Annotated in this window: 23 protein-coding genes and 1 pseudogene; 1 reads left to right on the forward strand and 23 read right to left on the reverse strand. The window is 65.7% G+C overall.

Translation table 11 applies throughout. From position 1 onward, the window contains the following. The 4 genes and pseudogenes from sphsw_RS19835 to sphsw_RS12735 all read right to left on the reverse strand — a co-directional run. A pseudogene (locus tag sphsw_RS19835) lies at window positions 1-642 on the reverse strand (PAS domain-containing sensor histidine kinase); the annotation flags it as partial. 8 nt (window positions 643-650) lie between these two features. Then, window positions 651-1,781: a DUF2336 domain-containing protein gene (locus sphsw_RS12725; protein WP_031394560.1), complete on the reverse strand. Its 1,131-nt coding sequence runs from the start codon at window positions 1,779-1,781 to the stop codon at window positions 651-653. A 34-nt stretch (window positions 1,782-1,815) separates the two neighbouring features. Next, window positions 1,816-2,997, reverse strand: coding sequence for a hypothetical protein (locus sphsw_RS12730; protein WP_031440941.1), 1,182 nt, complete (start codon window positions 2,995-2,997; stop codon window positions 1,816-1,818). 80 nt (window positions 2,998-3,077) lie between these two features. Further along, window positions 3,078-3,371 carry an Hpt domain-containing protein gene (locus tag sphsw_RS12735; protein WP_031440942.1) on the reverse strand — a complete coding sequence of 98 codons (294 nt, stop codon included), beginning with the start codon at window positions 3,369-3,371 and terminating at the stop codon, window positions 3,078-3,080. Between the two features lie 182 nt (window positions 3,372-3,553). On the opposite strand from sphsw_RS12735, the gene sphsw_RS12740 reads away from it, so the two are divergent. Continuing rightward, window positions 3,554-5,749, forward strand: a complete 2,196-nt coding sequence (locus sphsw_RS12740; RefSeq protein ID WP_320481472.1) for a hypothetical protein — start codon at window positions 3,554-3,556, stop codon at window positions 5,747-5,749. Window positions 5,750-5,772: 23 nt separating this feature from the next. Here the strand turns inward: sphsw_RS12740 and sphsw_RS12745 are convergent, their stop codons facing one another. The 19 genes from sphsw_RS12745 to sphsw_RS12835 all read right to left on the reverse strand — a co-directional run bounded on the left by sphsw_RS12745 (window position 5,773) and on the right by sphsw_RS12835 (window position 25,036). Further along, entirely contained in the window at window positions 5,773-6,054 is a 282-nt protein-coding gene (locus sphsw_RS12745) for a DUF1467 family protein (RefSeq protein ID WP_031393778.1), read from the reverse strand. A 4-nt stretch (window positions 6,055-6,058) separates the two neighbouring features. Beyond that, window positions 6,059-7,696, reverse strand: coding sequence for a ribonuclease J (locus sphsw_RS12750; RefSeq protein WP_031393779.1), 1,638 nt, complete (start codon window positions 7,694-7,696; stop codon window positions 6,059-6,061). Window positions 7,697-7,759: 63 nt separating this feature from the next. Continuing rightward, window positions 7,760-8,536, reverse strand: coding sequence for a type III pantothenate kinase (locus sphsw_RS12755; protein WP_031440944.1), 777 nt, complete (start codon window positions 8,534-8,536; stop codon window positions 7,760-7,762). 72 nt (window positions 8,537-8,608) lie between these two features. Further along, window positions 8,609-9,376 carry a biotin--[acetyl-CoA-carboxylase] ligase gene (locus sphsw_RS12760; RefSeq protein WP_200874039.1) on the reverse strand — a complete coding sequence of 256 codons (768 nt, stop codon included), beginning with the start codon at window positions 9,374-9,376 and terminating at the stop codon, window positions 8,609-8,611. After that, window positions 9,343-10,788, reverse strand: coding sequence for an NADH-quinone oxidoreductase subunit NuoN (gene nuoN / locus sphsw_RS12765; RefSeq protein ID WP_031440946.1), 1,446 nt, complete (start codon window positions 10,786-10,788; stop codon window positions 9,343-9,345). Before nuoN ends, sphsw_RS12760 begins: the two co-directional genes overlap by 34 nt. Next, window positions 10,788-12,320, reverse strand: a complete 1,533-nt coding sequence (locus tag sphsw_RS12770; RefSeq protein ID WP_031440947.1) for an NADH-quinone oxidoreductase subunit M — start codon at window positions 12,318-12,320, stop codon at window positions 10,788-10,790. The genes nuoN and sphsw_RS12770 overlap by 1 nt, the downstream gene beginning before the upstream one ends. Continuing rightward, window positions 12,320-14,428 (reverse strand): NADH-quinone oxidoreductase subunit L, encoded by a 2,109-nt coding sequence (nuoL, locus tag sphsw_RS12775; protein ID WP_031440948.1) that lies wholly within the window; start codon window positions 14,426-14,428, stop codon window positions 12,320-12,322. The genes sphsw_RS12770 and nuoL overlap by 1 nt, the downstream gene beginning before the upstream one ends. 5 nt (window positions 14,429-14,433) lie before the next feature. After that, window positions 14,434-14,742 (reverse strand): NADH-quinone oxidoreductase subunit NuoK, encoded by a 309-nt coding sequence (nuoK, locus tag sphsw_RS12780; RefSeq protein ID WP_031393835.1) that lies wholly within the window; start codon window positions 14,740-14,742, stop codon window positions 14,434-14,436. Next, entirely contained in the window at window positions 14,739-15,350 is a 612-nt protein-coding gene (locus sphsw_RS12785; RefSeq protein WP_031440949.1) for an NADH-quinone oxidoreductase subunit J, read from the reverse strand. Before sphsw_RS12785 ends, nuoK begins: the two co-directional genes overlap by 4 nt. A 119-nt stretch (window positions 15,351-15,469) precedes the next feature. Then, entirely contained in the window at window positions 15,470-15,955 is a 486-nt protein-coding gene (gene nuoI / locus sphsw_RS12790) for an NADH-quinone oxidoreductase subunit NuoI (protein ID WP_031393837.1), read from the reverse strand. Then, window positions 15,952-17,001, reverse strand: a complete 1,050-nt coding sequence (gene nuoH, locus sphsw_RS12795; protein ID WP_031393838.1) for an NADH-quinone oxidoreductase subunit NuoH — start codon at window positions 16,999-17,001, stop codon at window positions 15,952-15,954. Before nuoH ends, nuoI begins: the two co-directional genes overlap by 4 nt. After that, entirely contained in the window at window positions 16,998-18,992 is a 1,995-nt protein-coding gene (gene nuoG / locus sphsw_RS12800) for an NADH-quinone oxidoreductase subunit NuoG (RefSeq protein WP_031440950.1), read from the reverse strand. Before nuoG ends, nuoH begins: the two co-directional genes overlap by 4 nt. Then, on the reverse strand, window positions 18,992-20,293 hold the full coding sequence (nuoF, locus tag sphsw_RS12805) for an NADH-quinone oxidoreductase subunit NuoF (protein WP_031393840.1): 1,302 nt from the start codon (window positions 20,291-20,293) through the stop codon (window positions 18,992-18,994). The genes nuoG and nuoF overlap by 1 nt, the downstream gene beginning before the upstream one ends. After that, window positions 20,293-20,961, reverse strand: coding sequence for a complex I 24 kDa subunit family protein (locus tag sphsw_RS12810; RefSeq protein ID WP_031393841.1), 669 nt, complete (start codon window positions 20,959-20,961; stop codon window positions 20,293-20,295). Before sphsw_RS12810 ends, nuoF begins: the two co-directional genes overlap by 1 nt. Further along, on the reverse strand, window positions 20,961-22,172 hold the full coding sequence (locus sphsw_RS12815; protein WP_197975229.1) for an NADH-quinone oxidoreductase subunit D: 1,212 nt from the start codon (window positions 22,170-22,172) through the stop codon (window positions 20,961-20,963). The genes sphsw_RS12810 and sphsw_RS12815 overlap by 1 nt, the downstream gene beginning before the upstream one ends. A 20-nt stretch (window positions 22,173-22,192) precedes the next feature. Next, the gene (locus tag sphsw_RS12820) at window positions 22,193-23,041 is read right to left on the reverse strand and encodes an NADH-quinone oxidoreductase subunit C (protein ID WP_031440951.1); all 849 of its coding nucleotides are present in this window, start codon (window positions 23,039-23,041) and stop codon (window positions 22,193-22,195) included. Then, window positions 23,038-23,607: a NuoB/complex I 20 kDa subunit family protein gene (locus sphsw_RS12825; protein ID WP_037527518.1), complete on the reverse strand. Its 570-nt coding sequence runs from the start codon at window positions 23,605-23,607 to the stop codon at window positions 23,038-23,040. The genes sphsw_RS12820 and sphsw_RS12825 overlap by 4 nt, the downstream gene beginning before the upstream one ends. Next, window positions 23,598-23,972 (reverse strand): NADH-quinone oxidoreductase subunit A, encoded by a 375-nt coding sequence (locus sphsw_RS12830; RefSeq protein WP_031393845.1) that lies wholly within the window; start codon window positions 23,970-23,972, stop codon window positions 23,598-23,600. The genes sphsw_RS12825 and sphsw_RS12830 overlap by 10 nt, the downstream gene beginning before the upstream one ends. 251 nt (window positions 23,973-24,223) lie before the next feature. Continuing rightward, window positions 24,224-25,036 carry an inositol monophosphatase family protein gene (locus tag sphsw_RS12835; protein WP_031393846.1) on the reverse strand — a complete coding sequence of 271 codons (813 nt, stop codon included), beginning with the start codon at window positions 25,034-25,036 and terminating at the stop codon, window positions 24,224-24,226. Window positions 25,037-25,157: the final 121 nt, after the last annotated feature.

Here is a 25,157-nt window from a genome sequence, read left to right on the forward strand (position 1 = left end):
CAGTTGCCCGCTGCCGATGAACCCCGCAAAGGCACGTTCCGCGTCACGGCGAACCACGGCGCTCAGCATGATCGCGCGGCCCGACCCCCGCAGCCGCGCGGGCTGTGCGTCGAGCGGCTGGCGGCGCGCGACCGCGTCGAGGATCGGCAGCGCGCCGTCATCGCCGCTGTCGAGCATGACGAGGCTCGTCAGCGGCTTGCCGAGCAGCGCGAGCGGGTCGACGCCCATGCGGGGCCCTGCGTCGGGCGATACGAATGTCAGGCGAAGTGCAGCGTCGGTCTCCCAGCGCCAGTCGGCACCACTCGACAGGAAATCGACGCCTGCACCGGGGTTTGGTGCCGCTGGACGCCACGGCTGGAGTTCGCGCCAGCCGCTCACCGCAAGGCCGACCGTATCGCCCTCGGGCTGCGCACGGACCCACAGATCGAGATCGACGTCGTCATCGGCGATCACCACGCTGCGCGAAACCGCGATTCCCAGCCGGCGCGCCAGGCGTGCGATCATTGCGAGCTGCGGCACCGCGATCGGCGCGCCGATCACCCCCCCGGCGCGGCTGTTGAGCGCAAGCAGGATCGGATCCGCCGACAGCAACACGCCGTCCCCTGCCACTTCCGCCAGTGCGACCGCAGTGTCGCCTGTCATATATCCCGTCATCGTCGGTCTGCCCCGGCCAGCGCCCGCAACGCCGCGCGAAACTCGCGGTGCATCGCCAGCGGTGCGATCGCCGCGCGCGCATCGTCGACCGCGACGCTCGCGATGCTGTCGAGCGCGTCGGCGAAACTTTCGATATCACGGCGCGGATCGGCATCGGCCAGCGCCAGTCCGATCCGCGCGATCGTCTCCCGGTCGAGATCCGCCGCCCGCAGTGCCAGCCACAGTTGCTCTCCGTCGGGATCGAGTACGATCACCCGGACCTGTTCGGCATCAATCCCGATCGCATGCGCCAGCACCGCGACGAACAGGGTCAGACGCCGGTCGCCGAGCGCCTCGACCAGCAGCGCCGGCAATTCGTCGCGACGGGCATCGATCGCTGCGGCGAGGCGGATCGCGACGGCTTCGGGGCGCTCCGCGTCATCATGCGCGGCAAGGCTGCGCAGCGCCGCTTCGGTGATCGCCTGATCGCTCTGCCCGCGGCCCTGCATCGCGACCATCTCGCCAGCGTCCTTCAAGGCATCGTCAAGCCCGTCGCGCACCGCCGCGGCTACCCACCAGACGAGGCGGCGATGCAGGTCGGCGGGCACGTCGCTTCCCGCGATCATTCCCGATTCATTGGCCGCGCGACGCCGGCTTTCCGCCGCGAGCAGCGCGCCGGCCGCGGTGGCGACGGTCGTATCCGACACCCCCGTCAGGCGGATCAACAGGCTCGGCTCCTCGGGACCGGCGATCGCGGCGGGAAGGGCATCGGCGATCAGGTCATGCCGGACGCGTGCGATCAGGTCCTTCATCAGATCGCGGTCGCGCAACACCCCCGACCGCGTCAGCCGCAGCAAGGCGCCGCCCTGCGTCAGGATCGCCTCCGCCCGCGTCGTCTCCCCCAGCCCGGCAAGAACGCGGGCGGCATGACGGCGGATATCCGCCTCGATCGCCCCGATGATGCCGCGCAGGACATGTGCCAGCATCAACCGCGTACGTTCCTCCAGCCGCGCATCGGCGGTCAGGAAAAAGTCGGTGATCGTGGTTTCCAGCCGGTCGTCGGCCCGCTGACGCGCACGCGCGGCGCGCGCGATCGCACTCGCGCGTGACAGCGCGGGATCAGGCAAGGGTTCAGAGCCAACCGACATGCGCCGTGCCTACCCCCTTATTATTAAGGCGGTACTAAGGCTGAAGACGAAGATGCTCGATTGCCGCAGCCAGCGTGACCGTCGCGTACAGCCCGGCGATCGCAAGGCCCAACAGCGGAAATCCGAGGATCGCGACGATCGTGACAATCAGCAGATAGGCCGGCGCACTGCCCCACCACATGCGACGCGCCCGCTCGACGATCGCGCGTTCGCCCAGCGCTGCGATCGCGAGCAGTGCGGCCGCCATGACCAGCGCGCTGTTGTCGGCCGAATAGCCCGCCCACAGAAAGGCAAACAGCAGAACGGCGAGCGCGCTGACGACGCCGATTCCGCGCGTCTGCATCGTCGCGACCGACTCATCGTCGCGCAGGCCACTCAGCACCGAGCCGATCGCCAGACCGACACAGGCCGTGCTGGCAAGCACCAGTCCGGTCGCCAGCCAGCCGAACAGCATGGCGCCAAGCCCGGCTGCGGCGATACCCAGCGACGTCGCGCCGACGGTCGTGCCAGCAACGCTCTTATCGACCAGGAACGGCAGGCCGAGCCTGGCGATCGGCGCGAGCACGAAACGGTCGAACCAGCCGCTGCGCCCCGACACGATCGTCGCCAGCACGGCACGGCCGCGTTCTTCCAGCGTCCGCGCCTCGCGCTCGATGCCGTGCCCGCTGCGAATTGCATCGGTCGGCAGCAGGATCTGCACCGCGCGCGCCTGCACCGCGATCCGCAGCAGCGTCGATTGAAGGTCGTAATCATTGGGCAGGCCCGCGACTTCGGCGATCCATGCGGGCTCCAGCCGGGCGACACCGGCCCATGCCATCTGGCCACCGACGCGCTCGAACCCGGGTCCCGCATCGTCCTCAGGCACGACGAGCAGCGCATCGCCGCCCTCGTTCGCCATCGCCGCGACGATGCTCTCGGTCGTCACCAGCCCATCGCCGAGCATCAAGACGCGCGCCAGCGGATGGAGCTTTTCCATCGCCTCGGCCGCAGTCCGGACGGTATCGACCGCGACACCACGGCGGTTGATGCGATTGATCGCGCCCAGCAACTCAGGCGTCAGCCGCGCGACGACCACGATGACCTGACGCACGCCGGCTGCAATCAGCAACCGCGCCTGATACTCGATCAGCGTGACGCCGCTGAACGGCAAAGTGGCAGCCAGGCGATCGGGGCGATCGTCGGCATCGTGAATAGCAAAGAGAAGCCCGGCAAGCATCTGCGGCTGTTAGGCGTCGAAACGACGGATGCAAAGCCCGTGCGTCAGAAGCACGCGCAGATCACCGCCCTGCATCCGGGTCAAAGCTGCTTTACCGCGTCGCGCAGCCGACGCAGCATGTCGTCGTCGCCGGGCGGGGTGTCGGCCGCCGCGCGCGCCAGCGTCATCAGCGGCATCGCGCCAAAGCTCGCCGCCAGCCCCTTCAGCCGCCATGCCGCGGCGCGCCATGCCTCGGCGTCGGATGCGTCCACCATAGCGTCCAGCGCGTCGGCGGCGCTGTGGGTGAAGGCGAGGTGCAGGTCGGCGATCAGCAGCGGATCGTCCCCGACCGCGGCTGCCAGGGCGGCGTCGATTGCTCCGGGATCATAGGCCATGAGATGGGGCGTACACGCGACCGACTTAACGGGAGGTTGCGCTATTCGCTTTGTCAAAGCCGATTTCATGGTAAAACCCGGACATGAACGGGGGTTCTTCCATCATCGGCCTGCGCGCGGACCCTGCCCGGGATCCGGACCTTGGCGACGTCCCACCACCGCCTTTGAAGGAACGCGCACCCGTGTTTATCGACGACTATATCCTGCCGGCGGACGACGACGGCGCCGATCGCGGGCGGATCTTCGCGGGTGCGGCGATCGCCGCGGTCCTGCTCTGGCTCGCCGTCATGCTCTGGCTCGTCCGCGGCGAGATCGGTGCGATCGGACCGGTCGCGCTGGTCCAGCTCCTCGCAGCGCTGTGCGTCGTGCCGGCGCTGATCGGCATCATCTGGTTGCTCGCGATGCGGACGAGCCGGGCCGAGGCGGCGCGGTTCGGGGTCACGGCGCGCGCGATGCAGGCGGAGTCCGCCCGGCTCGAACAGGCGGTCGCCGCGACCGCGCAGACGATCGACCGCAATCGCCGTCATCTGGCGGACCAGGTCGACACGCTGATGACGATGGGCGAGACCGCGCATCAGTTTCTCGGCGCGATCGGCGAAGGCTTCGCGACCGAGATCGAACGCGCCGACGCGCACACGCGCAGCCTCGTTGCCGCGGCCGACGCGACGCAGACGTCGCTCGGTGTCCTGCTTGCCTCGCTGCCGCGCGCGCATGCCGAGACCGAAGCGATGGCGGACCAGCTCGAACGCGCCGGCCTTTCCGCCAGCGAGCATGCCGGTGCCCTCGATGCGCAGATCGGCGCGCTGGCGGCCCGTGGGCGGGAGGCCGATGCGGTGGCGAGCGGCGCGGCGCAGCGGCTGGCCGCACATATTATCCGGATGGAGGCGACCAGTGAAACCGCCGGCGCCCGGCTCGAGGCGGTTACCGAGACGATGTCCGCGGAGGTTGACGCACTGCTCGGGCGTACAGCGGATGCGGTCGACGACGCACGCAAGGGCATTGCCGCGCAGGGTGACGCGGTGCTGGCGATGGTCCGCGCCAATCAGGTGGCGCTCGACGGCGCGACGCGCGCGAGCGCCGAGGCGATTGCCGACCGGATCGCCGGCGTCGATTCGGCGATCGCCCAGGTGGCGCGCCGCCTAGAGGAGCAGCGTACAGCCGGGGAGGATATCCTCGGCTCGCTCGGTTCAGGCCTCGACCAGGTCGAGACGCGGATCGACACGCTCCACCATCATGGTGTCGAACGAACCCAGCTGCTCGCTGCGTCGATCAGCGCACTGGGCGGCTCGGCGGACGCGATGACCGAGGCGCTCCGCTCGGGCGAGGCGATGGCGGGGCGGACGATCGGCACGACCGAATCGCTGCTGATCGCCCTCGACGCCGCGGCGCGCGAGATCGACGAAACCCTGCCTGACGCGCTGTCCCGGCTCGACCGGCGCGTCGCCGACAGCAAGGCGATCGTGGTCGCGGCAAAGCCCGAATTGCTCGCGCTCGTCACCGCGGCCGAAAGTACGCACGACGCGATTGAGGCGATTGCCGGTGTCATCGCCGAACAGCGTAGCGTGCTCGATCGCCTGTCGAACACGCTGCTCGACACGCTGGCCTCGGGTCGCGCCAAGGCGGACGCACTGGGCCAGATGGTCGACGAGACGATCGATCGCACCAACAGCTTCTCCGAAGAGGCCGCACCCCGTCTCGTCGAGGCGTTGCTGCGCGTCCGCGAGACCGCGACCGCGGCGGCGGATACAGCGCGCCACACGCTCGCTCAGGTCATTCCCGACGCCGCGCAGGCGCTCGAGCTCGCCAGCAGTGCTGCGCTGCGCCGCGCGACCGGCGACACCGTCGATCGGCAGATCCAGGCGATCGGCGACGCGACCGACGCCGCGGTCGACGCGACGACGCGCGCGACCGAGCGGCTGGCGGCACAGGTCGAGGCGATCGCACAGCAGACAGCGGTCGTCGAAACCCGACTCGAAGAGGCGCGCAACGACCGCGAAACCGCCGACCGCGACACGTTCGCGCGGCGGGTCTCGCTGCTCATTGAATCGCTAAATTCGGCCTCGATCGACATCGCCAAGGCGTTCGCGCCCGAAGTCGCCGACAGCGCCTGGGCCGCCTATCTCAAGGGCGATCGCGGCGTCTTCACCCGCCGTGCGGTGCGCATCCTCGATACGAACGACGCCCGGTCGATCGCGAACCTGTATGACGACGATGCGGGCTTCCGCGAAATGGTGAACCGCTACATCCACGACTTCGAATCGATGTTGCGCGCGATCCTGGCACAGCGCGACGGCTCACCGCTCGGTGTCACCCTGCTCTCGTCGGATATGGGCAAACTCTACGTGGCGCTCGCACAGGCGATCGAACGCCTCCGCTAAAGGGGGCGCCCGCCCCGGTCGCGCTAGCGGCGGACCATGTCGCGTGTGTCGAACAGGTCGAACATCTGCGGCGTGATCCAGCCGTAAGCGTAATTCAGCTGGAACAGCACGAACAGCGTCGTTGCGACGATCGTCACGCGCCAGGCGACCCGGCCGGCGTGGAAATCATGCGGCGCACTCTCGGACTGGCCGGGGACGGTTTCGCCCCCGACCTCACGCGTCGTCCGCACACCGAATGGCAGGACCAGGAACACCGAGAACGCCCAGAACAGGACGTAGATCGCGAGTGCCGAGGTCCAGCGCATCGGCTCAGCCTTCGATCAGCAGAACGTCGACGATCGGCTTCTTGCCGGTCCAGCGCGTCGAGACCTTGCGGACCGCAAGCCGGACCTGCTCACGCATCTTGTCGATATCGCGCTTGCCGCCCCGCACGGTGTCGGCAACCGCCTGGACCGCATCCGCGACGAACGCGGCACGATCTTCCTCCACCGGCACGCCCTGAACGCGGACCTGCGGCTGGCCGAGCATCCGCCCGTCCTTGCCGATCGCTACCGCGACCGAAATCTGGCCGTTGATCGCCAGCTTGCGACGCTCATTGAGCGTAGTGCCGTCCGCCGGCAGGATCACGTCACCGTCGAGGACCAGGCGGCCGACCGTCGCATTGCCGATCTTGACCGGCCCCTTGGGCGCCAGCCGGACGATGTCGCCGTTGCTCTGCACCAGCGCACGGGGAATCCCCTGCTCCAGCCCAAAGCGCGCATGTTCCATCATGTGGCGCATCTCGCCATGCGTCGGGATCAGCGTGTCGGGACGCAGCCACTCGTACATCTGCGCGAGTTCCGGCTGGCCGGGATGGCCCGAGACGTGGACGTGCGCCTGGCGCTCGGTCACCATCCGGATGCCCTTGGCGGCCAGCGTGTTCTGGATGCGGCCGATCTGAACCTCGTTGCCGGGGATCTGCTTCGACGAGAAGATCACCGTGTCATCGGCCTCGAGCGTGATCGTATGGCTGCCATTGGCGACCCGCGCGAGCGCAGCGCGCTCCTCGCCCTGCCCGCCGGTGGCGATGATCAGGACCTTGTTCTTGGGCAGCCGCATCGCGGTGTCGGGATCGATCGTCTCGGGGAAATCCTTCAGATACCCCGTCGCACGCGCGACCTTGATGATCCGGTCGAGCGAGCGTCCAGTGACGCACAGCTTGCGCCCGGTTTCCTTCGCCACTTCGCCGAACGTGTGGAGCCGAGCAGCATTCGACGCGAAGCTGGTGATCATCACCCGGCCCTTGGCCTTGCTGACCTCTTCGAACAGGCCCTTGCGGACTGTGCTCTCGCTCCCCGACGCGGTGGTGTTGAAGATGTTCGTCGAATCGCAGACCAGGACGTCGACGCCCTTGTCGCCGATCGCCATGAAGCCTTCGGGCTTGGTCGGATTGCCGATCACCGGGTTCTTGTCGAGCTTCCAGTCGCCGGTGTGGAACACGCGACCATAGGGCGTGTCTATCAGCAGCGCGTTCGCCTCGGGAATCGAATGCGACATTTCGACGAAGGTGAAGCCGAACGGCCCGAGCTGGAAGTTGCCGCCCATCGGGATCATCTTGAGCTTCACGCGGTTGGCGATCCCCTCTTCCTCGAGCTTGCCGCGGACCAGCCCCATCGTGAACGGCGTCGCATAGATCGGCACGCCCAGGTCTTCGGCAAGATAGGGCAGCGATCCGATATGGTCTTCATGGCCGTGCGTGATCACGATGCCGAGCAGATCGTCGATCCGCTCCTCGATGAAGGACAGGTCGGGCAGGATGACGTCGACGCCGGGATATTGCGGATCGGCAAAGGTGATGCCGAGATCGACCATCACCCATTTGCCCTGGCAGCCATACAGGTTGACGTTCATGCCGATTTCGCCGGAGCCGCCAAGGCCACAGAAAAGGAGTTCGTTCTTCGGAGTCATTGATTACTTTCAGGATTACAGGGGAATGTGGCCCGCAGGCCGGTTGGCGCGAGCCCAATGGCCCTAGATATGGTGACGGTCCCACATCATCGCCAGCCCCTGGATCGTCAGGTCGGCCTCGATGACGTCGAACACGTCGGTCTGTTTTTCGAAGAGGGTCGCAAGTCCGCCGGTCGCGATGACCTTGACCGGACGCCCGACCTCGGCCTTCATCCGCGCGACCAGCCCCTCGATCATCGCGACATAGCCCCAATAGATGCCGATGTGCATCTGCGAGACCGTGTTCAGCCCGATCACGCTGGTATCGGCGGGCGCCTCGATCGCGATCCGCGGCAATTTGGCGGCAGCGGTGACCAGCGCGTCGAGCGACAGGTTGATTCCCGGCGCGATGATGCCGCCCTTGTACGCGCCGCGATAGTCGACGAGGTCGAACGTGGTCGCGGTGCCGAAATCGATGACGATCAGGTCGCCGTCGTGCAGCGCATGCGCGGCGATCGTGTTGACCGCACGGTCAGCGCCGAGCGATGCCGGCTCGTCGACATCGATTGCGATCCCCCATTCGACCGGGGCACGACCGGCGATCAGCGCCTCGGTCGCGAAATATTTCGACGCCAGCACCTGCAAATTGTGCAGCGCGCGCGGCACCACCGTTGCGATAATCACGCCCTCGACCGCGCCTCGGTCATGCCCGCCAAGCTGCATCAGCTGGCTCAGCCACACCGCATACTCGTCCGCGGTACGACGCGGATCGGTCGCGATCCGCCACCGCGCGACGATGACGCCCTTCTCGACGAGCGCGAACACGACATTGGTATTGCCGGCATCGATGGCGAGCAGCATGCGGGGACCTTCAACCTTTCCGTGCGGATAGTGCATAGTCGAGACCCGCGGCGATGGCGATGACGCGCCGCATCACAGCAGGAATATGTCGGCGGCGTGGATGACACGACGCTCGCCCGTCGCGGTGCGCAGGATCAACGCGCCATCGCTATCGAGCCCCACGAACAGCCCCTCGACCGCGTCGCCGTCGGCGAGCCGAGCGGTCAGCGGGGTGCCCGCCGGATGCGCGCAATCGATCCAGCGCGCGCGGACCGGCGCCAGCCCCTCCGTCCGCCAGCGCGCGACCCAGCGCGCAAACCCGTCGGCAAGGATGTCGAGGAACGACGCGGGCTCAACGACGACGCCGTGCACCGTGAGATCAGTCGTCTTGCGATCGGCCAACTCGGGATGGTGCGCGATATTGACGCCGAAACCAACGACGACCGCATCGTCCGCGCGCTCGAGCAGGATGCCGGACAGCTTGGCATCGGCAAGTAACAGGTCGTTCGGCCATTTGAGCAGCAGCGTCGCGCTCGAGTCCGTGGTTCCCTGTCGGATACCGGCAACGACGAAGGTCGACACGGCCTCATACAACGCGACTGCCGCGACGAGCGCGAGGCTGGCGGCGGGCGGATCGCCCAGGCGCAACCGCACCAGCGTGCTCGCATAGAGATTGCCGTCGGGGGACGACCATTCCCGCCCCTGCCGGCCGCGTCCTGCAGTCTGCCGAACCGCCCTCAGCCAGAGGCCGTCATCGGCGCCGGTGCGAGCCAGCGCCAGCAGGTCGGCATTGGTCGATCCTGTCTCCGCAACGGTACGGATAATGCTCAGAACAACGCCCGCGCTGCCGCCATCGTCCATGCGCCGAGCACGGGGATGAGCAGATAGCCGGCCGGCGAGACGAATACCGCCGCCAGCGCGATCAACCCGCCCTCGACCTTGTTCTCCATCGGCGCAAAGGCGGGTGCCGGATCGTCGAAGTACATCGTCTTGACGACGCGCAGGTAATAATAGGCGCCGATCACCGATGCCGCGATGCCGACCACGGCGAGCGGGAAGAGGCCTGCATCGACTGCCGCACTGAACACCGCGAACTTCGCATAGAAGCCGAACAGCGGCGGAATACCGGCAAGGCTGAACATGAAGATCGCGAGTGCGGCGGCAAGCCCCGGCCGCGTCCGCGACATGCCCGCCAGGCTCGCGATCGTCTCGACCGGCTGCCCGTCATCGCCGCGCATCTGCAGCACGACCAGGAACGAGCCCAAGGTCATCGCGACATAGATCGTCAGATACATCAGCACGCCCGACACACCTTCCGGCGTCCCTGCAGCGAGACCGATCAGTGCGAAGCCGACATTGTTGATCGACGAATAGGCCAGCAGGCGCTTGACGTTGGTCTGGCCGATGGCGGCGACCGCGCCGAGGATGATCGAGGCGAGCGCCGCGAAGATCACGATCTGGCGCCACTGGTCCGTTGCCGGCCCCATTGCCTCGATCGCGACGCGCACCGCCATCGCCATTGCCGCGACCTTGGGAGCCGAGGCGAAGAAGGCGGTGACCGGGGTCGGTGCGCCTTCATAGACGTCGGGCGTCCACATGTGGAACGGCACTGCGCTGATCTTGAATGCAAGCCCTGCGAAGACGAACACCAGACCGAACAGCAAGCCAAGCGACTTGGTCCCGGCATAGGCGTCGGCGATGCCCGAGAACAATGTCGTGCCGCTGAAACCGTAGACCAGCGAGATGCCGTACAACAGGATGCCGCTGGCGAGCGCGCCGAGCACGAAATACTTCAGACCCGCCTCGGCCGAGCGCCCGTCGCGCCGCATGAAGCTGGCGAGGACGTACGCCGCAAGGCTCTGCAGCTCGAGACCGACATAGAGCGTCAGCATGTCGCTGGCCGAGACCATGATGCCCATGCCACAGGCCGACAGCAGGATCAGCACGGGGTATTCGGGACGAAGATCCTCGCCCTGTGACCGCGCGAAGAAGCTCGGCGCCATCATGATAGCGACCGCGGAGGCGATATAGATCAGCACCTTGGCAAAGGCACCGAACGCATCGGCACGGTAGAGGCCGTCGAACGCATAGCCGCCCGACGATGCCGGGCCGACCAACGCGATCCCGGCGCCGACCAAGACGAACACGGAGGCGATCGACACGGCGCGCGTCGACGTGTCCCCGCCCCAGGCCGAGACGAGCATCAGCGCGATCGCGCCCAGCGCCAGCACCAGCTCGGGCAGCGTCATTGCGATGTTAGCGGCGTATTCCATCAGTGTGCCTCCCCGTGCGCGGCTTCATGCACGGTGGCGGGCTTCCCCGCAGTTGGGTTCGAATCGCTGGCCGGCTTGGCGCGGTCGACGCGCGCGAGCAGGACGCTGACATCCTTGCGCATCGGCGCGAGGAAGCTCTCGGGATAGACGCCCATCCACAGCACGACGGCTGCGATCGGCGCGAGCAACCAGAATTCGCGCGCCGACAGGTCTACCATGCCGCGAACCTCGTCCGACTTGATCTCGCCAAAGACCACGCGACGGTAGAGATACAGCATGTACGCTGCGCCGAGGATGATGCTCGTCGTGCAGAGCAGCGCCGTCCAGGTCGAGACCTGATAGGTGCCCATCAGCGACAGGAACTCGGCGACGAAGCCGCTGGTGCCCGGCAAACCGATCGACGCCATGGTGAAGAACAGGAAGAAGATCGCATAGCGCGGCATGTTGATCGCCAGACCACCATAGCGGGAGATCTCGCGCGTATGGAGCTGGTCGTAGATCACGCCGACGCACAGGAACAATGCACCCGATACCAGCCCGTGGCTCAGCATCATGATCATCGCGCCTTCGATACCCTGGCGGTTGAACGCGAAGAGACCGATCGTGACGATCGCCATATGCGCGACCGACGAATAGGCGATCAGCTTCTTCATGTCCGACTGCACGAGCGCGACCAGCGACGTGTAGATCACCGCGACCGCCGACAGACCGAAGATCAGCCAGGTCAACTGGCCCGAGGCTTCGGGGAACATCGGCAGCAGGAAGCGCAGGAAGCCGTATCCGCCAAGCTTCAGCAGCACGCCGGCCAGGATCACCGACCCTGCGGTCGGCGCCTGCACGTGCGCGTCGGGCAACCAGGTATGGACCGGCCACATCGGCATTTTGACCGCGAACGACGCGAAGAACGCCAGCCACAGCCACGTCTGCACATGCGCCGGGAAGTCGTAGTTCAGCAGCGCCGGGATGCTGGTCGTACCGGCGGTCTTCGCCATGTACAGCATCGCGATGAACATCAGGACCGAGCCGAGCAGCGTGTACAGGAAGAACTTGTACGACGCGTAGATCCGGTTTGCGCCGCCCCAGATGCCGATGATCAGGTACATCGGGATCAGGCCGGCTTCGAAGAACACGTAGAACAGGAACAGGTCCTGCGCCGCGAACGTGCCGATCATCAGCACTTCGGTGAACAGGAACGCCGCCATATATTCCGGCACGCGCGTCGTGATCGAGCGCCAGCTGGCACCGATGCAGATCGGCATCAGGAACACGCTGAGCATGATCAGCATCAGCGCGAAGCCGTCGATACCGAGCGACCAGCCGAACGGCCCGAAGATGCCGGGGGCATGTTCGACGAACTGCCACTGCGCGCCGCCGATGTCGAAGTTCATCCACAGCATAATGCCGAGTACGAAGTCGATCAGCGTCGCCGCCAGCGCGAGCATCCGGGCCGTGTTCGCCGAGACGAACAGGCACGCGATAGCCGCGATCATCGGGACCGCGATCAGGACGGAGAGGATAGGAAAGCCGGTCATCAATAGAGTCCGATCGCCCAGGTTACGGCGGCTGTCAGGCCGATCAGCATGACGAAGGCATAGGTGTAGAGATATCCCGTCTGGAAGCGGCCGGCGACGCGCGCGCCGACCTGGACCAGCCAGGCCGACCCGTCGGGGCCGAACCGGTTGATCGTCTTCTCGTCACCGCGGTGCCACAGGAAGCGGCCGATCGCGAAGGCAGGGCGGACGAAGATCAGGTCGTATAGCTCGTCGAAATACCACTTATGCAGCAGGAAGTCGTAGAGCACGCCGAACTGTTCAATCACCTTGCCCGGGAAGGACGGGTTCTTGATATAGGCGTACCAGGCGGTCAGCAGGCCGAGCAGCATCGCGATCGTCGCCGACAGCTTGATGATGAGCGGCACGCCGTGCATCTCGTGCATCAGATGTTCGCGGAACGCGAGTGCGCCCTTCCAGAACTCTTCGCCCGCGCTCGGCTCGATGAAGTAACCGTGGAACACGAAGCCCGCGAGCACCGCGCCGATCGACAGGACGATCAGCGGGATGAGCATAGGCAGCGGGCTCTCATGCGGGTGATACCCGCCATCGCCCTCGGCCACCGCATGCGCGGCATCGTGATGATCGTGCGGCGCATGGCCTGCGTCCTCGGCCTTTGCCGGGTTCGCGTGGTGATCGTCGACATGATGCGCGTCGTGCGCATGGTCGTCGTGACCATGAGCGTCGTGGAGCGCATGCTGGATATGCTCCGAAGCGGCCCAGCGCGGCTTGCCCCAGAAGGTGAGGAACATCACGCGCCACGAATAGAAGCTGGTGAGCAATGCGACGAGCACGCCGACGAACCACACGCCCGGCTGACCCGCGGCCCAGCTCGCCTCGATGATCGCATCCTTCGAATGGAAGCCTGCGAACCCGAATGCGGTGTTGCCGAAGATGCCGGGGATGCCAACGCCGGTAATCGCGAGCGTACCCGCCATCATGCCCCAGAAGGTCACCGGGATCTTCTTACGCAGGCCGCCATAATAGCGCATGTCCTGCTCGTGGTGCATCGCATGGATCACCGAGCCGGCACCCAGGAACAGCAGCGCCTTGAAGAAGGCATGCGTAAACAGGTGGAACATCGCCGCGCCGTACGCGCCGACACCGGCTGCGAAGAACATGTAGCCGAGCTGCGAACAGGTCGAATAGGCGATGACGCGCTTGATGTCGGTCTGGACGAGGCCGCAAGTGGCGGCGAACAGGCAGGTCGCGGCTCCGACCGAGGTGACCACGGTCAGCGCGACCGGGCTCATCTCGAACATCGGCGACAGGCGGCACACCATGAACACGCCCGCGGTGACCATCGTCGCCGCGTGGATCAGCGCCGACACCGGGGTCGGGCCTTCCATCGCGTCCGGCAGCCAGGTGTGCAGGCCGAGCTGTGCCGACTTGCCCATCGCGCCGACGAACAGCAGCAGGCAGAGCACCGTCATCGTATCGAAGCGGTAGCCGAGGAAGCCGATCGTCGATCCGGCCATGCCGGGCGCCGCGGCCAGGATCTCGGGGATCGAGACCGTGCCGAACACCAGGAACGTGCCGAAGATGCCGAGCATGAAGCCAAGATCGCCGACGCGGTTGACGACGAACGCCTTGATCGCGGCAGCGCTGGCCGACGGCTTGCGGAACCAGAACCCGATCAGGAGGTAAGACGCGAGGCCCACCCCTTCCCAGCCGAAGAACATCTGGACGAGATTGTTCGCGGTCACGAGCATCAGCATCGCGAAGGTGAACAGCGACAGATACGCGAAGAAGCGCGGCTGGTCGGGATCCTCATCCATATAGCCCCAGCTATACAGATGGACGAGAGCCGACACCGACGTGACGACGACGAGCATCACCGCGGTCAGCGCATCGACGCGCAGCGACCACGCGACGTTCACGTCGCCCGACTGGATGAAGTTGAGCAACGGCTCGACGGTCGCGCTGCTGGTGCCCGCCATGAAGCCGAGGAAGATCGGCCATGACAACAGGCACGACGCGAACAACGCGGCCGTGGTGACGATTTTCGCCGGCACGTTGCCGATCGCGCGATTGCCGAACCCGGCAACGATCGCGGCCAGTAACGGCAGGAAGACGATAAGCTGGATCAACCGTATTACCCCTTCATCCGGTTGACGTCGTCGACCGCAATGGTGCCGCGACCGCGGAAATAGATGACCAGGATGGCCAGGCCGATCGCGGCCTCACCCGCCGCGACCGTCAGCACGAACATCGCGAACACCTGTCCGACGAGATCGTTGAGGAAGGCCGAGAAGGCGACGAGATTGATGTTCACCGCGAGCAGGATCAGCTCGATCGCCATCAGGATGACGATAAGGTTCTTGCGGTTCAGGAAGATGCCGAGCACCCCCATGGTGAACAGGATCGCCGCGACGACGAGGTAGTGGACGAGACCGATCGTCACAGTTCGACTCCCTGCCCGACGACCGGGCGCGTGTTGCGCGTTGCGTCCTGCGGACGGCGTGCGTTCTGACGGCTGATGTTCTGCGCCTTCACGCCGCCACGCTGGCGATGCGTCAGCACGATCGCACCGATCATCGCGACGAGCAGGACGAGCCCGGCCGCCTCGAACACGAACAGATAGCGCGTGTAGAGCAGATTGCCGATCGCCTGGATGTTGGGCACCCGCGCATCGATCGGCGCCGCGCGCCGCGCGAGCTGGATCGGCCCCGTGCTCCACGCGCCGATCGCGATCATCACCTCGGCTGCGAGTGCGACCGCGAGCGCCAGCCCGATACCGAAGTACCGTGCCACGCCGGCACGCATCTCGGCAAAGTCGATGTCGAGCATCATGACAACGAACAGGAACAGCACCGCGACCGCGCCGACATAGACGATGACGAGCAGCATCGCGATGAACTCGGCCCCGACGAGGATCATCAGACCCGCCGCGTTGAAGAAGGCGAGGATCAGCCACATCACCGAATGGACCGGATTGCGCGACGCGATCGTCATGGCGCCCGACAGGACGACGACGAAAGCGAAGAGATAAAAGGCTAAGGCCTGGATCATGAGGTCCTCGTCACCCCAGCGAACGCCGGGGTCTCACGCCGCGCGGGCGCGCTCGGAAACGGGGAGATCCCAGCCTGCGCTGGGATGACGGAGTTAATCTGTGTCATCGCGGCGCTCGCTTAACGGTACGGCGCATCGGCGGCAAGGTTCGCCGCGATCGCGCTTTCCCAGCGATCGCCGTTATCGAGCAGCTTCGACTTGTCGTAGATCAGCTCTTCGCGCGTCTCGGTCGAGAATTCGTAATTCGGACCCTCGACGATCGCATCGACCGGGCACGCCTCGGCGCACAGGCCGCAATAGATGCACTTGGTCATGTCGATGTCGTAGCGCGTCGTGCGGCGCGAGCCGTCGTCGCGCGGCTCGGCCTCGATCGTGATCGCCTGGGCGGGGCACACGGCCTCGCACAGCTTGCACGCGATGCACCGCTCTTCGCCATTGGGATAACGACGCAGCGCATGCTCACCGCGGAACCGCGGGGACACCGGGTTACGCTCGTACGGATAGTTGATCGTCGCCTTTTCCTTGAAGAAATAGCGAAGCGTCAACGCGTGCGCCTTCACGAATTCCCACAGGGTGAACGACTTGATGATCTGAGCAACGCTCATGAACCCACTCCAACGCGCGTCAGCATCAACACGCCCGACACGAGGAAAACCCAGAACAGCGAGACGGGCAGGAAAATCTTCCAGCCGAGCCGCATCAGCTGATCATAGCGATAACGCGGAACGGTCGCCTTCACCCAGCTGAACAGGAAGAAGAAGAACAGGATCTTGGCGAACAGCCAGATGATCCCGGGCACGTAATACAGCGGCGCCCAGTCGACCGGCGGCAGCCACCCACCCCAGAATAGCGTCGCGTTGAGCGCGCACATCAGGATGACGTTGGCGTACTCACCCAACCAGAACAGCGCGAACGCCATCGACGAATATTCGGTCTGGTAACCGGCGACGAGCTCGCTCTCCGCCTCGGTCAGATCGAACGGTGCACGCTGCGTTTCCGCGAGGCTCGAGATGAAGAACATCACCGCCATCGGGAACAGCAGCGGATTGACGATATAGCCGTTGATGTGCAGCCCGAACATGTTCTGCTGCGCGGTCACGATGCCGGACAGGTTGAACGTGCCCGACCACAGCACGACCGAGATCAGGATGAACCCGATCGCGACTTCGTAGCTGACCATCTGCGCGGCCGCACGCAGCGCCGAGTAGAACGGATATTTCGAGTTCGACGCCCAGCCCGCGAGGATGATCCCGTACACGCCGAGCGACGACGCCGCGAGCACGTAGAGCAAGCCGACATTGATGTCCGCGAGCACGACGCCGGGCTGGAACGGGATCACCGCCCAGACGATCAGCGCGACCGTGAAGGTGATGATCGGCGCCAGCAGGAACAGCGCGCGATTGGCGGCTGCCGGGACGATCGTCTCCTGCAGGAACACCTTCAGGCCGTCGGCAAAGCTCTGCAGCAGGCCGAACGGACCCACCACGTTTGGACCACGCCGAAGCGCCATCGCCGCCCAGATCTTGCGATCGGCATAGATGATCATCGCGACCGCCAGCATCACCGGCAGCGCGATTGCGAGAATGTCGATGATCGTCGCGAGGAAGAACGCCCAGTCGTAACCGAGCGAGGATTCGAACCAGGAGATCATTCGGCTGCCTCCGCAAAGTCTTCCCCGTGGAGAAGTTCAGCCGAGCAACGCTGCATCGTCGGCGATGCGCGGCAGATCGCGTTGGTCAGGTAGAAGTCCTTGATCGGATAGCCGGCCAGAACCCCTTCGCCCGCACCGCCGAGCGACGGCGGATTCCACTCGAACGTTGCGAGCGCCTGGTGACGCAGCGCAGGAACGGCAGCGAACATTTCTTCGCGCAGCCCCTCGAAGCTGTCGAACGGCAGCGTATGGCCGAGCGTGTCGGACAGCGCGCGGAAGATCGACCAGTCGTCGCGCGCATCGCCGGGCGCGAACACCGCACGCTCGCCGCGCTGGACGCGACCCTCGAGGTTGACCCAGGTTCCCGACTTCTCGGCATAGGTCACGCCCGGCAGGATGACGTCGGCAGCTGCCGCCCCCTTGTCGCCGTGATGACCCACGAACACCTTGAAGCCCGCGAACTGGCTGAAATCGACCTCGTCCGCGCCGAGGAAGAAGCCGAGCTTCGCCCCCATCACGTCGGCGATCCCGCCCGTCTGCGCATAGCCGAGCATCAGCCCGCCCATCCGCGACGCGGCCATATGGACGACGTTGAAGCCGTTCCAGCCGTCCTTGACGAGGCCCAGCGTGTCGACGAGCTTCAGTGCGGCGCCGTGGCCACCCTTCAGCGCCGCGCCACCGACGATCACCATCGGACGCTCGGCCTTGCCGAACGCCTCGGTCACCGCGTCGGGCAGATTGCCGAGCAGCGCCAGATCGTCGCCGAGCCACTCGACCTTGTAGGTCAGCTCGGTCTCGGGCCCGATCGCGTAGACCTTCGCGCCCTTCTTGATAGCCTTGCGGACCCGCGTGTTCACCAGCGGCGCTTCCCAGCGCAGGTTGGTGCCCACCAGCAGGATCGCATCGGCACGCTCGGTGCCGGCGATCGTCGTGTTGAAATTGACCGCAGCGATGCTCGACGCGTCATAGGCCATGCCGGTCTGGCGGCCCTCGAGCATCGTCGAGCCCATCTTCGCGAGCAGCGCCTTGGCGGCGTACATCGTCTCGCAGTCGACCAGATCGCCCGCGACCGCGGCCACGCTCGACCCGGCATCAACCGCCTTGATTGCCGCGAAGGCCTCGTCCCAGGTCGCGGGCTGGAGCTTGCCGTTCACGCGGACATAGGGCTTGTCGAGGCGACGACGCACGAGACCGTCGATCGCGTGGCGCGTCTTGTCGGTCGCCCACTCCTCGTTCACGTCCTCGTTGATCCGCGGCACGCAGCGCAGCACCTGGCGGCCACGGCTGTCGAGCCGGATGTTGGTGCCGACCGCGTCCATGACGTCGATCGTCAGCGTCTTGCGGAGTTCCCACGGACGCGCCTCGAACGCGTAAGGCTTCGAGGTCAGCGCGCCGACCGGGCACAGATCGACGACGTTGCCCGACAGCTCGCTCTTGACCGCATTCTCGAGATACGAGGTGATCTGCATGTCCTCGCCGCGGAAGATCGCACCGATCTCCTCGACGCCAGACACTTCCTCGGCAAAGCGGATGCAGCGCGTGCACTGGATGCAGCGGGTCATGACCGTCTTCACGATCGGCCCCATATATTTCTCGGTGACCGCGCGCTTGTTCTCGTCATAGCGCGAATGGCCGCGGCCATAGGCGACCGACTGATCCTGCAGATCGCACTCGCCGCCCTGATCGCAGATCGGGCAATCGAGCGGATGGTTGATCAGCAGGAATTCCATAATGCCCTCGCGGGCATTCTTGACCATCGGCGAGTTGGTGAAGATCTCCTGCTTGTCCGCCGCCGGCAGCGCGCACGACGCCTGCGGCTTGGGCGGACCGGGCTTCACCTCGACCAGGCACATCCGGCAATTGCCGGCGATGCTCAGGCGCTCGTGGTAACAGAAACGCGGGATCTCCTTGCCGGCAAGCTCGCACGCCTGCAGCACGGTGGCACCCTGCGGCACCTCAATCTCTACGCCATCGACTTTGACTAAGGGCATTACTCTGCGGCTTCCATCATCGGCGCGGTGTCACCACCACGTTCGCGGATACGGCGTTCCATCTCTGGGCGGAAATGCTTGATCAGGCCCTGGATCGGCCAGGCTGCGGCGTCGCCGAGCGCGCAGATCGAGTGACCCTCGACCTGCTTGGTGACCTGCTGGAGCATGTCGATCTCGGACAGCTCGGCGTCGCCGGTGCGCATCCGCTCCATCACGCGCCACATCCAGCCGGTGCCTTCGCGGCACGGCGTGCACTGGCCGCAGCTCTCATGCTTGTAGAAGTAGGAGATGCGGCTGATCGCGCGGACGATGTCGGTCGACTTGTCCATGACGATGATCGCCGCGGTGCCGAGGCCCGAGCCGACCGCCTTCAGGCCATCGAAATCCATCGCGCAGTCCATGATCTGCGCGGCGGGCACCAATGGCACCGATGAGCCGCCCGGGATCACCGCGAGCAGATTGTCCCAGCCGCCCCGAATACCGCCGCAATGCGTCTCGATCAGGTCGCGGAACGAGATGCTCATCTCTTCCTCGACGACGCAGGGCTTGTTCACATGCCCGCTGATCTGGAACAGCTTGGTGCCGCGGTTGTTCTCTGCGCCGAAGCTCGAGAACCAGGCCGCACCGCGCCGCAGGATCGTTGGTGCGACCGCGATCGACTCAACGTTGTTGACGGTCGTCGGGCAGCCATAGAGGCCTGCGCCCGCCGGGAATGGCGGCTTGAGGCGCGGCTGGCCCTTCTTGCCCTCGAGGCTTTCGAGCATCGCGGTCTCTTCGCCGCAGATGTACGCGCCCGCACCACGGTGAACGAACACGTCGAAGTCGTAGCCCGAACCGCACGCATTCTTGCCGACGAAGCCACGATCATATGCCTCGGCGACGGCTGCGAACAGCGTCTCCGCCTCGCGGATATATTCGCCGCGGATGTAGATGTAGGCGGCGCGCGCGCGCATCGCGAACCCGGCGATCAGCGCGCCCTCGATCAGCTTGTGCGGATCGTGACGGATGATCTCGCGATCCTTGCAGCTGCCCGGCTCGGATTCATCGGCGTTGATGACGAGGAAGTTCGGCCGGTCGGGCTTTGGCTCCTTGGGCATGAACGACCATTTCGTGCCGGTCGGGAACCCTGCCCCGCCACGGCCACGCAGACCCGACGCCTTCATCACATCGATGATCGCGTCCTGGCCGAGCGCCATCAGGTCCTTGGTATTGTCCCAATCGCCGCGCATGATCGCCGCGTCGATATTCCACGGCTGAAAACCGTAGACGTTGGTGAAGATGCGGTCCTTGTCGGCGAGCATCAGGCCCACTCCCCCCGGTAATCGTGGTTCGCGTCGACCATCGCCTTGAGCGAGGTCGGGCCGCCTTCGGGGCAACTCGCGCGGCGGCCGAATTGCGGCCCCGGCGTCGGCGTGCCGCCACTGGCAAGCGCCTCGAGGATTTCGGTCGTCTTGTCGTAGTCGAGATCTTCGAAGTTATCGTCGTTGATCTGAACCATCGGCGCGTTCGCGCAGGTGCCCAGGCACTCGACCTCGGTCAGCGTGAACATGCCGTCCGGCGTCGTACCGCCCTTGACGAGGCCCCGGTTCTTGCACGCGGCCAGCACGTCGTCCGACCCGCGCAGCATGCACGGCGTCGTGCCGCAGACCTGCACGTGATAGCGACCGACCGGCGCGAGGTTGAACATCGTGTAGAAGGTCACGACCTCATAGACGCGCATGTACGGCACGCCGATCTGACGCGCGACGAACTCGATCACCGGCACCGGCAACCAGCCCTGGGTCTGCGTTTCCGCACCGACCTGGCGCTGGGCAAGATCGAGGAACGGGATCGACGCCGACTGCTCGCGGCCCTTCGGGTAGCGCCCGAGGATCTCGTTCGCCTTCACCTGGTTCTCGTCCGTCCAGGCGAACGAGCCCCAGCGTGCGCGGGTCTCTGCCTCGTCGGGAATTTTCGGAGCTTCAGCCATCAGCGGTCACATTCACCAAAAACGATATCCATCGCGCCGAGGATCGCGGTCGTATCTGCCAGCATGTGACCCTTCGCCATGAAGTCGAAGGCCTGGAGATGCGAAAACGCGGTCGGGCGGATCTTGCAGCGGTACGGCTTGTTGCTGCCGTCGGCGACCAGATACACGCCGAATTCGCCCTTGGGGCTTTCGGTCGCGACATAGACGTCGCCGGCGGGCACATGGAAGCCCTCGGTATAGAGCTTGAAGTGATGGATCAGCGCTTCCATCGACTGCTTCATCTCAGCGCGCTTGGGCGGCACGACCTTGCGGTCGAGCGACGCGATCGGACCCTCGGGCATGTCGCGCAGGCACTGCTTCATGATCCGTGCCGACTGACGCACTTCCTCGACGCGCACCATGAACCGGTCATAGCAATCGCCACGCGTGCCGACCGGCACGTCGAAGTCCATCTTGGCATAGACGTCATAGGGCTGCGACTTGCGCAGATCCCAGGCGATGCCCGAGCCGCGGATCATCGGGCCCGAAAAGCCCCATTTGATCGCATCGTCACGGCTGACGATCGCGATGTCGACGTTGCGCTGCTTGAAGATGCGGTTGTCGGCGACGAGCGAAATCGCATCCTCGAACAGCCGCGGCAGGCGCGTGTCGAGCCAGTCGCCGATATCGGCGAGCAGCTTGAGCGGTGCATCCTGATGCACGCCACCCGGACGGAAATAGTTGGAATGCATGCGCGCGCCGCTGACGCGCTCGAAGAAGTTCATGCAGTCTTCGCGGATCTCGAACAGCCACAGGTTCGGCGTCATCGCGCCGACGTCCATGACGTGGCTGCCGAGGTTGAGCATGTGGTTCGAGATGCGCGTCAGCTCGGCGAAGAACACGCGCAGATACTGCGCCCGCTCAGGCACTTCGAGGTCGAGCAGCTTCTCGACCGCGAGCACCCAGCTATGCTCCATGCACAGCGGCGAGCAGTAATCGAGACGATCGAAATAGGGCAGCGCCTGCGTGTAGGTCTTGTACTCGATCAGCTTTTCGGTGCCGCGGTGAAGCAGCCCGACATGCGGATCGACACGCTCGACGATCTCGCCGTCGAGCTCCATGACCAGGCGGAGCACGCCGTGCGCCGCCGGATGCTGCGGACCGAAGTTGATCGTGTAGTTCTGGATCGTGACGTCGCCGGTCGTGGGATCGGCCGCATCGCCCTCGCCCAGAAGCTCCTCTACATAGAGACTCACTGGTTCTGTCCTCCGCCCTTGGTCGGGATCACGTCCGACTCCACGGGCTTGTCCTGCTTCTGGTTGCCCGGATCGGGCTCGCCCGCACCGCTCTGCGTGGTGTTCTGGACGTCCTTCTTCGCATAGGGCTCGCTCGGCGCGTCGGGCGCCTTGGTCGCGCTCTGCGCCGCATCCGCCTTGACGATCGTATCGGCCGACAGCGGGGTCTGCGCCCCCTTGGCCTGCGGCAGTGCGCCCTTCTCGTCACCCGGAAGGACGTATTCGGCGCCCTCCCACGGGCTCATGAAGTCGAACGTGCGGAAATCCTGCGCCAGCTGCACCGGCTCGTACACAACGCGCTTCGCCTCTTCCGAATAGCGCAGCTCGACATAGCCCGTCAGCGGGAAGTCCTTGCGCTGCGGGTGGCCGCGAAAGCCGTAATCGGTCAGGATGCGGCGCAGGTCCGGGTTGCCGCTGAACAGCACGCCATACATGTCGTACACTTCGCGCTCGAGCCAGCCGGCGACCGGCCAGATGTCGGTCACCGACGGTACCGGCTGGTCCTCGTCGGTCGCGACATGCACGCGCAGGCGGTGGTTCCGCGTCAGCGACAGCATGCAATAGACGACCTCGAACCGCTCGGCACGATCGGGATAGTCGACGCCGGCGATCTCCATGAGCTGCTGATAGGCAAGCCCCGGCGTGTCGCGCAGCGCGATCATGACGTCGTACAGGTCCTCGCGACGGACGTGCAGAGCGACCTCGCCGACCTTGTCGACCGCGTCGAGCAGCATGCCGCCGAGCGCGGCGCGGGCCGCGTCGATCACGCCGTCATTGGCGGCATAGGCTGGTGCGGGCGCCCTCACCGTTCGATGCTCCCGGACCGCCGGATCTTCCGCTGCAACTGCATGATGCCGTACAACAGCGCTTCCGCAGTCGGCGGGCACCCGGGGACGTAGATGTCGACGGGCACGATACGGTCGCAACCGCGCACGACGCTGTAGCTATAATGATAATAGCCGCCGCCGTTCGCGCATGATCCCATCGAGATCACGTATTTCGGCTCCGACATCTGGTCGTAGACCTTGCGAAGTGCGGGCGCCATCTTGTTGCACAGCGTGCCGGCGACGATCATCACGTCCGACTGGCGGGGCGATGCGCGCGGTGCGGCACCGAAGCGCTCGAGATCATAGCGCGGCATGTTGACGTGGATCATCTCGACCGCGCAGCAGGCGAGCCCGAACGTCATCCACCACAGCGAGCCGGTACGGGCCCACTGGAACAGCTCCTCGGTCGAGGTGACCAGGAAACCCTTGTCGGTCAATTCACCGTTCAGGCCATCGAAAAAACCCTGGTCGGGCGGCACGATCGCGCCACCGCCGGCGGGTGCCAGCAGACCGGAACCGGGCTGCGATGTGAGCTCTACTCCCAATCGAGTGCTCCCTTCTTCCATGCATAGGCGAGGCCGAGGGCCAGTTCGCCGATAAAGATCATCATCGAGATCCACGCGGTCCAGCCGAGCGTGAAGACCGAGACGGCCCAGGGAAACAGAAACGCCGCCTCGAGATCGAAGATGATAAAGAGGATGGCGATCAGGTAGAAGCGCACGTCGAACTGGCTGCGCGGATCCTCGAATGCGGGGAAGCCGCACTCATATTCGCTCAGCTTCTCGGGCGTAGGCTTGTGCGACCCGGTGAGCCTGGAGACAGCCATCGGCAGGAACACGAACGTGCTCGACAATGCGATGGCGACCCCGAGGAACAGGAGGATCGGAAGATAGTGCGACAGGTCGACCAAATGGCTTCTCGCAGATGCGAACAGATGGGGAGCCTTTAGGCCGATGGGCCCCGTGGGGCAAGGCTGGCGGCCCGTGAGAATCACTCGCAAGAGCTGTATGAGCGTCGCGGGAAACCTGCGTTACCTGCATGGTTCTGCAAGCGACAGCAGCCGCCGGGCGCCGGTCGGAGCCCCCAGCGAGACCGTCACCCCAGCAAACGCTGGGGTAACGGACAATTGGAAGGCCGGCCCGGCCTACCGACCCCAATGCATCAGCGCAGCGCGCCGGCCACCAGCTTATGCAGCCGCGAATGCAGCGCATCATTCGCCGCGAGGAACTCGTTGCGCTCCATCGCGCGGTCGCCACCGCGGAAGTCGGTCACGTAGCCGCCGGCTTCCTTGACCAGCAGCATCCCGGCCGCGACGTCCCACGGCTTCAGGTTCGATTCCCAGAAGCCGTCGAACCGCCCCGCTGCCAGCCAGGCGAGATCGAGCGCCGCCGCGCCGAGACGGCGGATCCCCGCCACCTCGGGTGCGACCGCACCGAAGATCCGGCTCCACTGCGCGAAATCGCCATGACCGAGGAACGGAATACCCGTCGCGATCAGCGAATCGGCTAGATCGCGCCGCGACGACACGCGCAGACGCTGGTCGGTCAGCCACGCGCCGCGGCCTCGCTCAGCCCAGAAGCTCTCGTCGGTGAGCGGCTGATACACCAGCGCGGTGGTGACCTCGCGCTTGCCGTTCGGCATCGGCTCCTCGACCGCGATCGAGATGCAGAAATGCGGGATGCCGTGGAGGAAGTTCGACGTGCCATCGAGCGGGTCGACGATGAAGCGCGGCTTGTTGGGATCACCCGCGACCTCGCCGCGCTCCTCCATCAACATGCCCCAGTCGGGGCGTGCGTGGCTCAGCTCTTCGAAGATCGTCTGCTCGGCGCGCTGGTCGGCCTGGCTGACAAAGTCGGCGGGACCCTTGCGGCTGACCTGCAGCTGCTGGACTTCGTTGAAATCGCGGCGCAGGCGCGGCGCGGCCTTGCGGGCGGCGCGCTCGATGACGGTCATGATGCCGGAATGGCTGGGCATTTCAATCCTTTCAGCCCCTCCCCTTCAGGGGAGGGGTTGGGGTGGGGCAGTGCCGCAGACCCAGGCCGCGGGCAAAGCCCGCGTCGTCGGCCGGGCCATGCCCGCCGGCCGGGCCGGCGGG

Origin of the sequence: Sphingomonas sp. FUKUSWIS1 (assembly GCF_000733135.1) — a bacterium.
In the GTDB taxonomy this organism is placed as follows: Bacteria; Pseudomonadota; Alphaproteobacteria; order Sphingomonadales; family Sphingomonadaceae; genus Sphingomonas; species Sphingomonas aerolata.

Excerpts from the sequence above, each read along its gene's own strand:
- sphsw_RS12755 (WP_031440944.1), bottom strand. The coding sequence starts at position 8,536 with ATGCTGCTCGCCATCGATGCCGGCAATACCAATGTCGTGTTCGCGCTC.
- nuoG (WP_031440950.1), bottom strand. The coding sequence starts at position 18,992 with ATGCCCTTAGTCAAAGTCGATGGCGTAGAGATTGAGGTGCCGCAGGGT.
- sphsw_RS12735 (WP_031440942.1), bottom strand. The coding sequence starts at position 3,371 with ATGGCCTATGATCCCGGAGCAATCGACGCCGCCCTGGCAGCCGCGGTC.
- sphsw_RS12770 (WP_031440947.1), bottom strand. The coding sequence starts at position 12,320 with ATGACCGGCTTTCCTATCCTCTCCGTCCTGATCGCGGTCCCGATGATC.
- nuoN (WP_031440946.1), bottom strand. The coding sequence starts at position 10,788 with ATGGAATACGCCGCTAACATCGCAATGACGCTGCCCGAGCTGGTGCTG.
- sphsw_RS12785 (WP_031440949.1), bottom strand. The coding sequence starts at position 15,350 with ATGATCCAGGCCTTAGCCTTTTATCTCTTCGCTTTCGTCGTCGTCCTG.
- sphsw_RS12810 (WP_031393841.1), bottom strand. The coding sequence starts at position 20,961 with ATGGCTGAAGCTCCGAAAATTCCCGACGAGGCAGAGACCCGCGCACGC.
- sphsw_RS12745 (WP_031393778.1), bottom strand. The coding sequence starts at position 6,054 with ATGCGCTGGACCTCGGCACTCGCGATCTACGTCCTGTTCTGGGCGTTC.
- nuoI (WP_031393837.1), bottom strand. The coding sequence starts at position 15,955 with ATGAGCGTTGCTCAGATCATCAAGTCGTTCACCCTGTGGGAATTCGTG.
- nuoF (WP_031393840.1), bottom strand. The coding sequence starts at position 20,293 with ATGCTCGCCGACAAGGACCGCATCTTCACCAACGTCTACGGTTTTCAG.
- sphsw_RS12730 (WP_031440941.1), bottom strand. The coding sequence starts at position 2,997 with ATGCTTGCCGGGCTTCTCTTTGCTATTCACGATGCCGACGATCGCCCC.
- sphsw_RS12750 (WP_031393779.1), bottom strand. The coding sequence starts at position 7,696 with ATGACTCCGAAGAACGAACTCCTTTTCTGTGGCCTTGGCGGCTCCGGC.
- sphsw_RS12835 (WP_031393846.1), bottom strand. The coding sequence starts at position 25,036 with ATGCCCAGCCATTCCGGCATCATGACCGTCATCGAGCGCGCCGCCCGC.
- sphsw_RS12760 (WP_200874039.1), bottom strand. The coding sequence starts at position 9,376 with ATGGACGATGGCGGCAGCGCGGGCGTTGTTCTGAGCATTATCCGTACC.
- nuoH (WP_031393838.1), bottom strand. The coding sequence starts at position 17,001 with ATGATCTCCTGGTTCGAATCCTCGCTCGGTTACGACTGGGCGTTCTTC.
- sphsw_RS12725 (WP_031394560.1), bottom strand. The coding sequence starts at position 1,781 with ATGTCGGTTGGCTCTGAACCCTTGCCTGATCCCGCGCTGTCACGCGCG.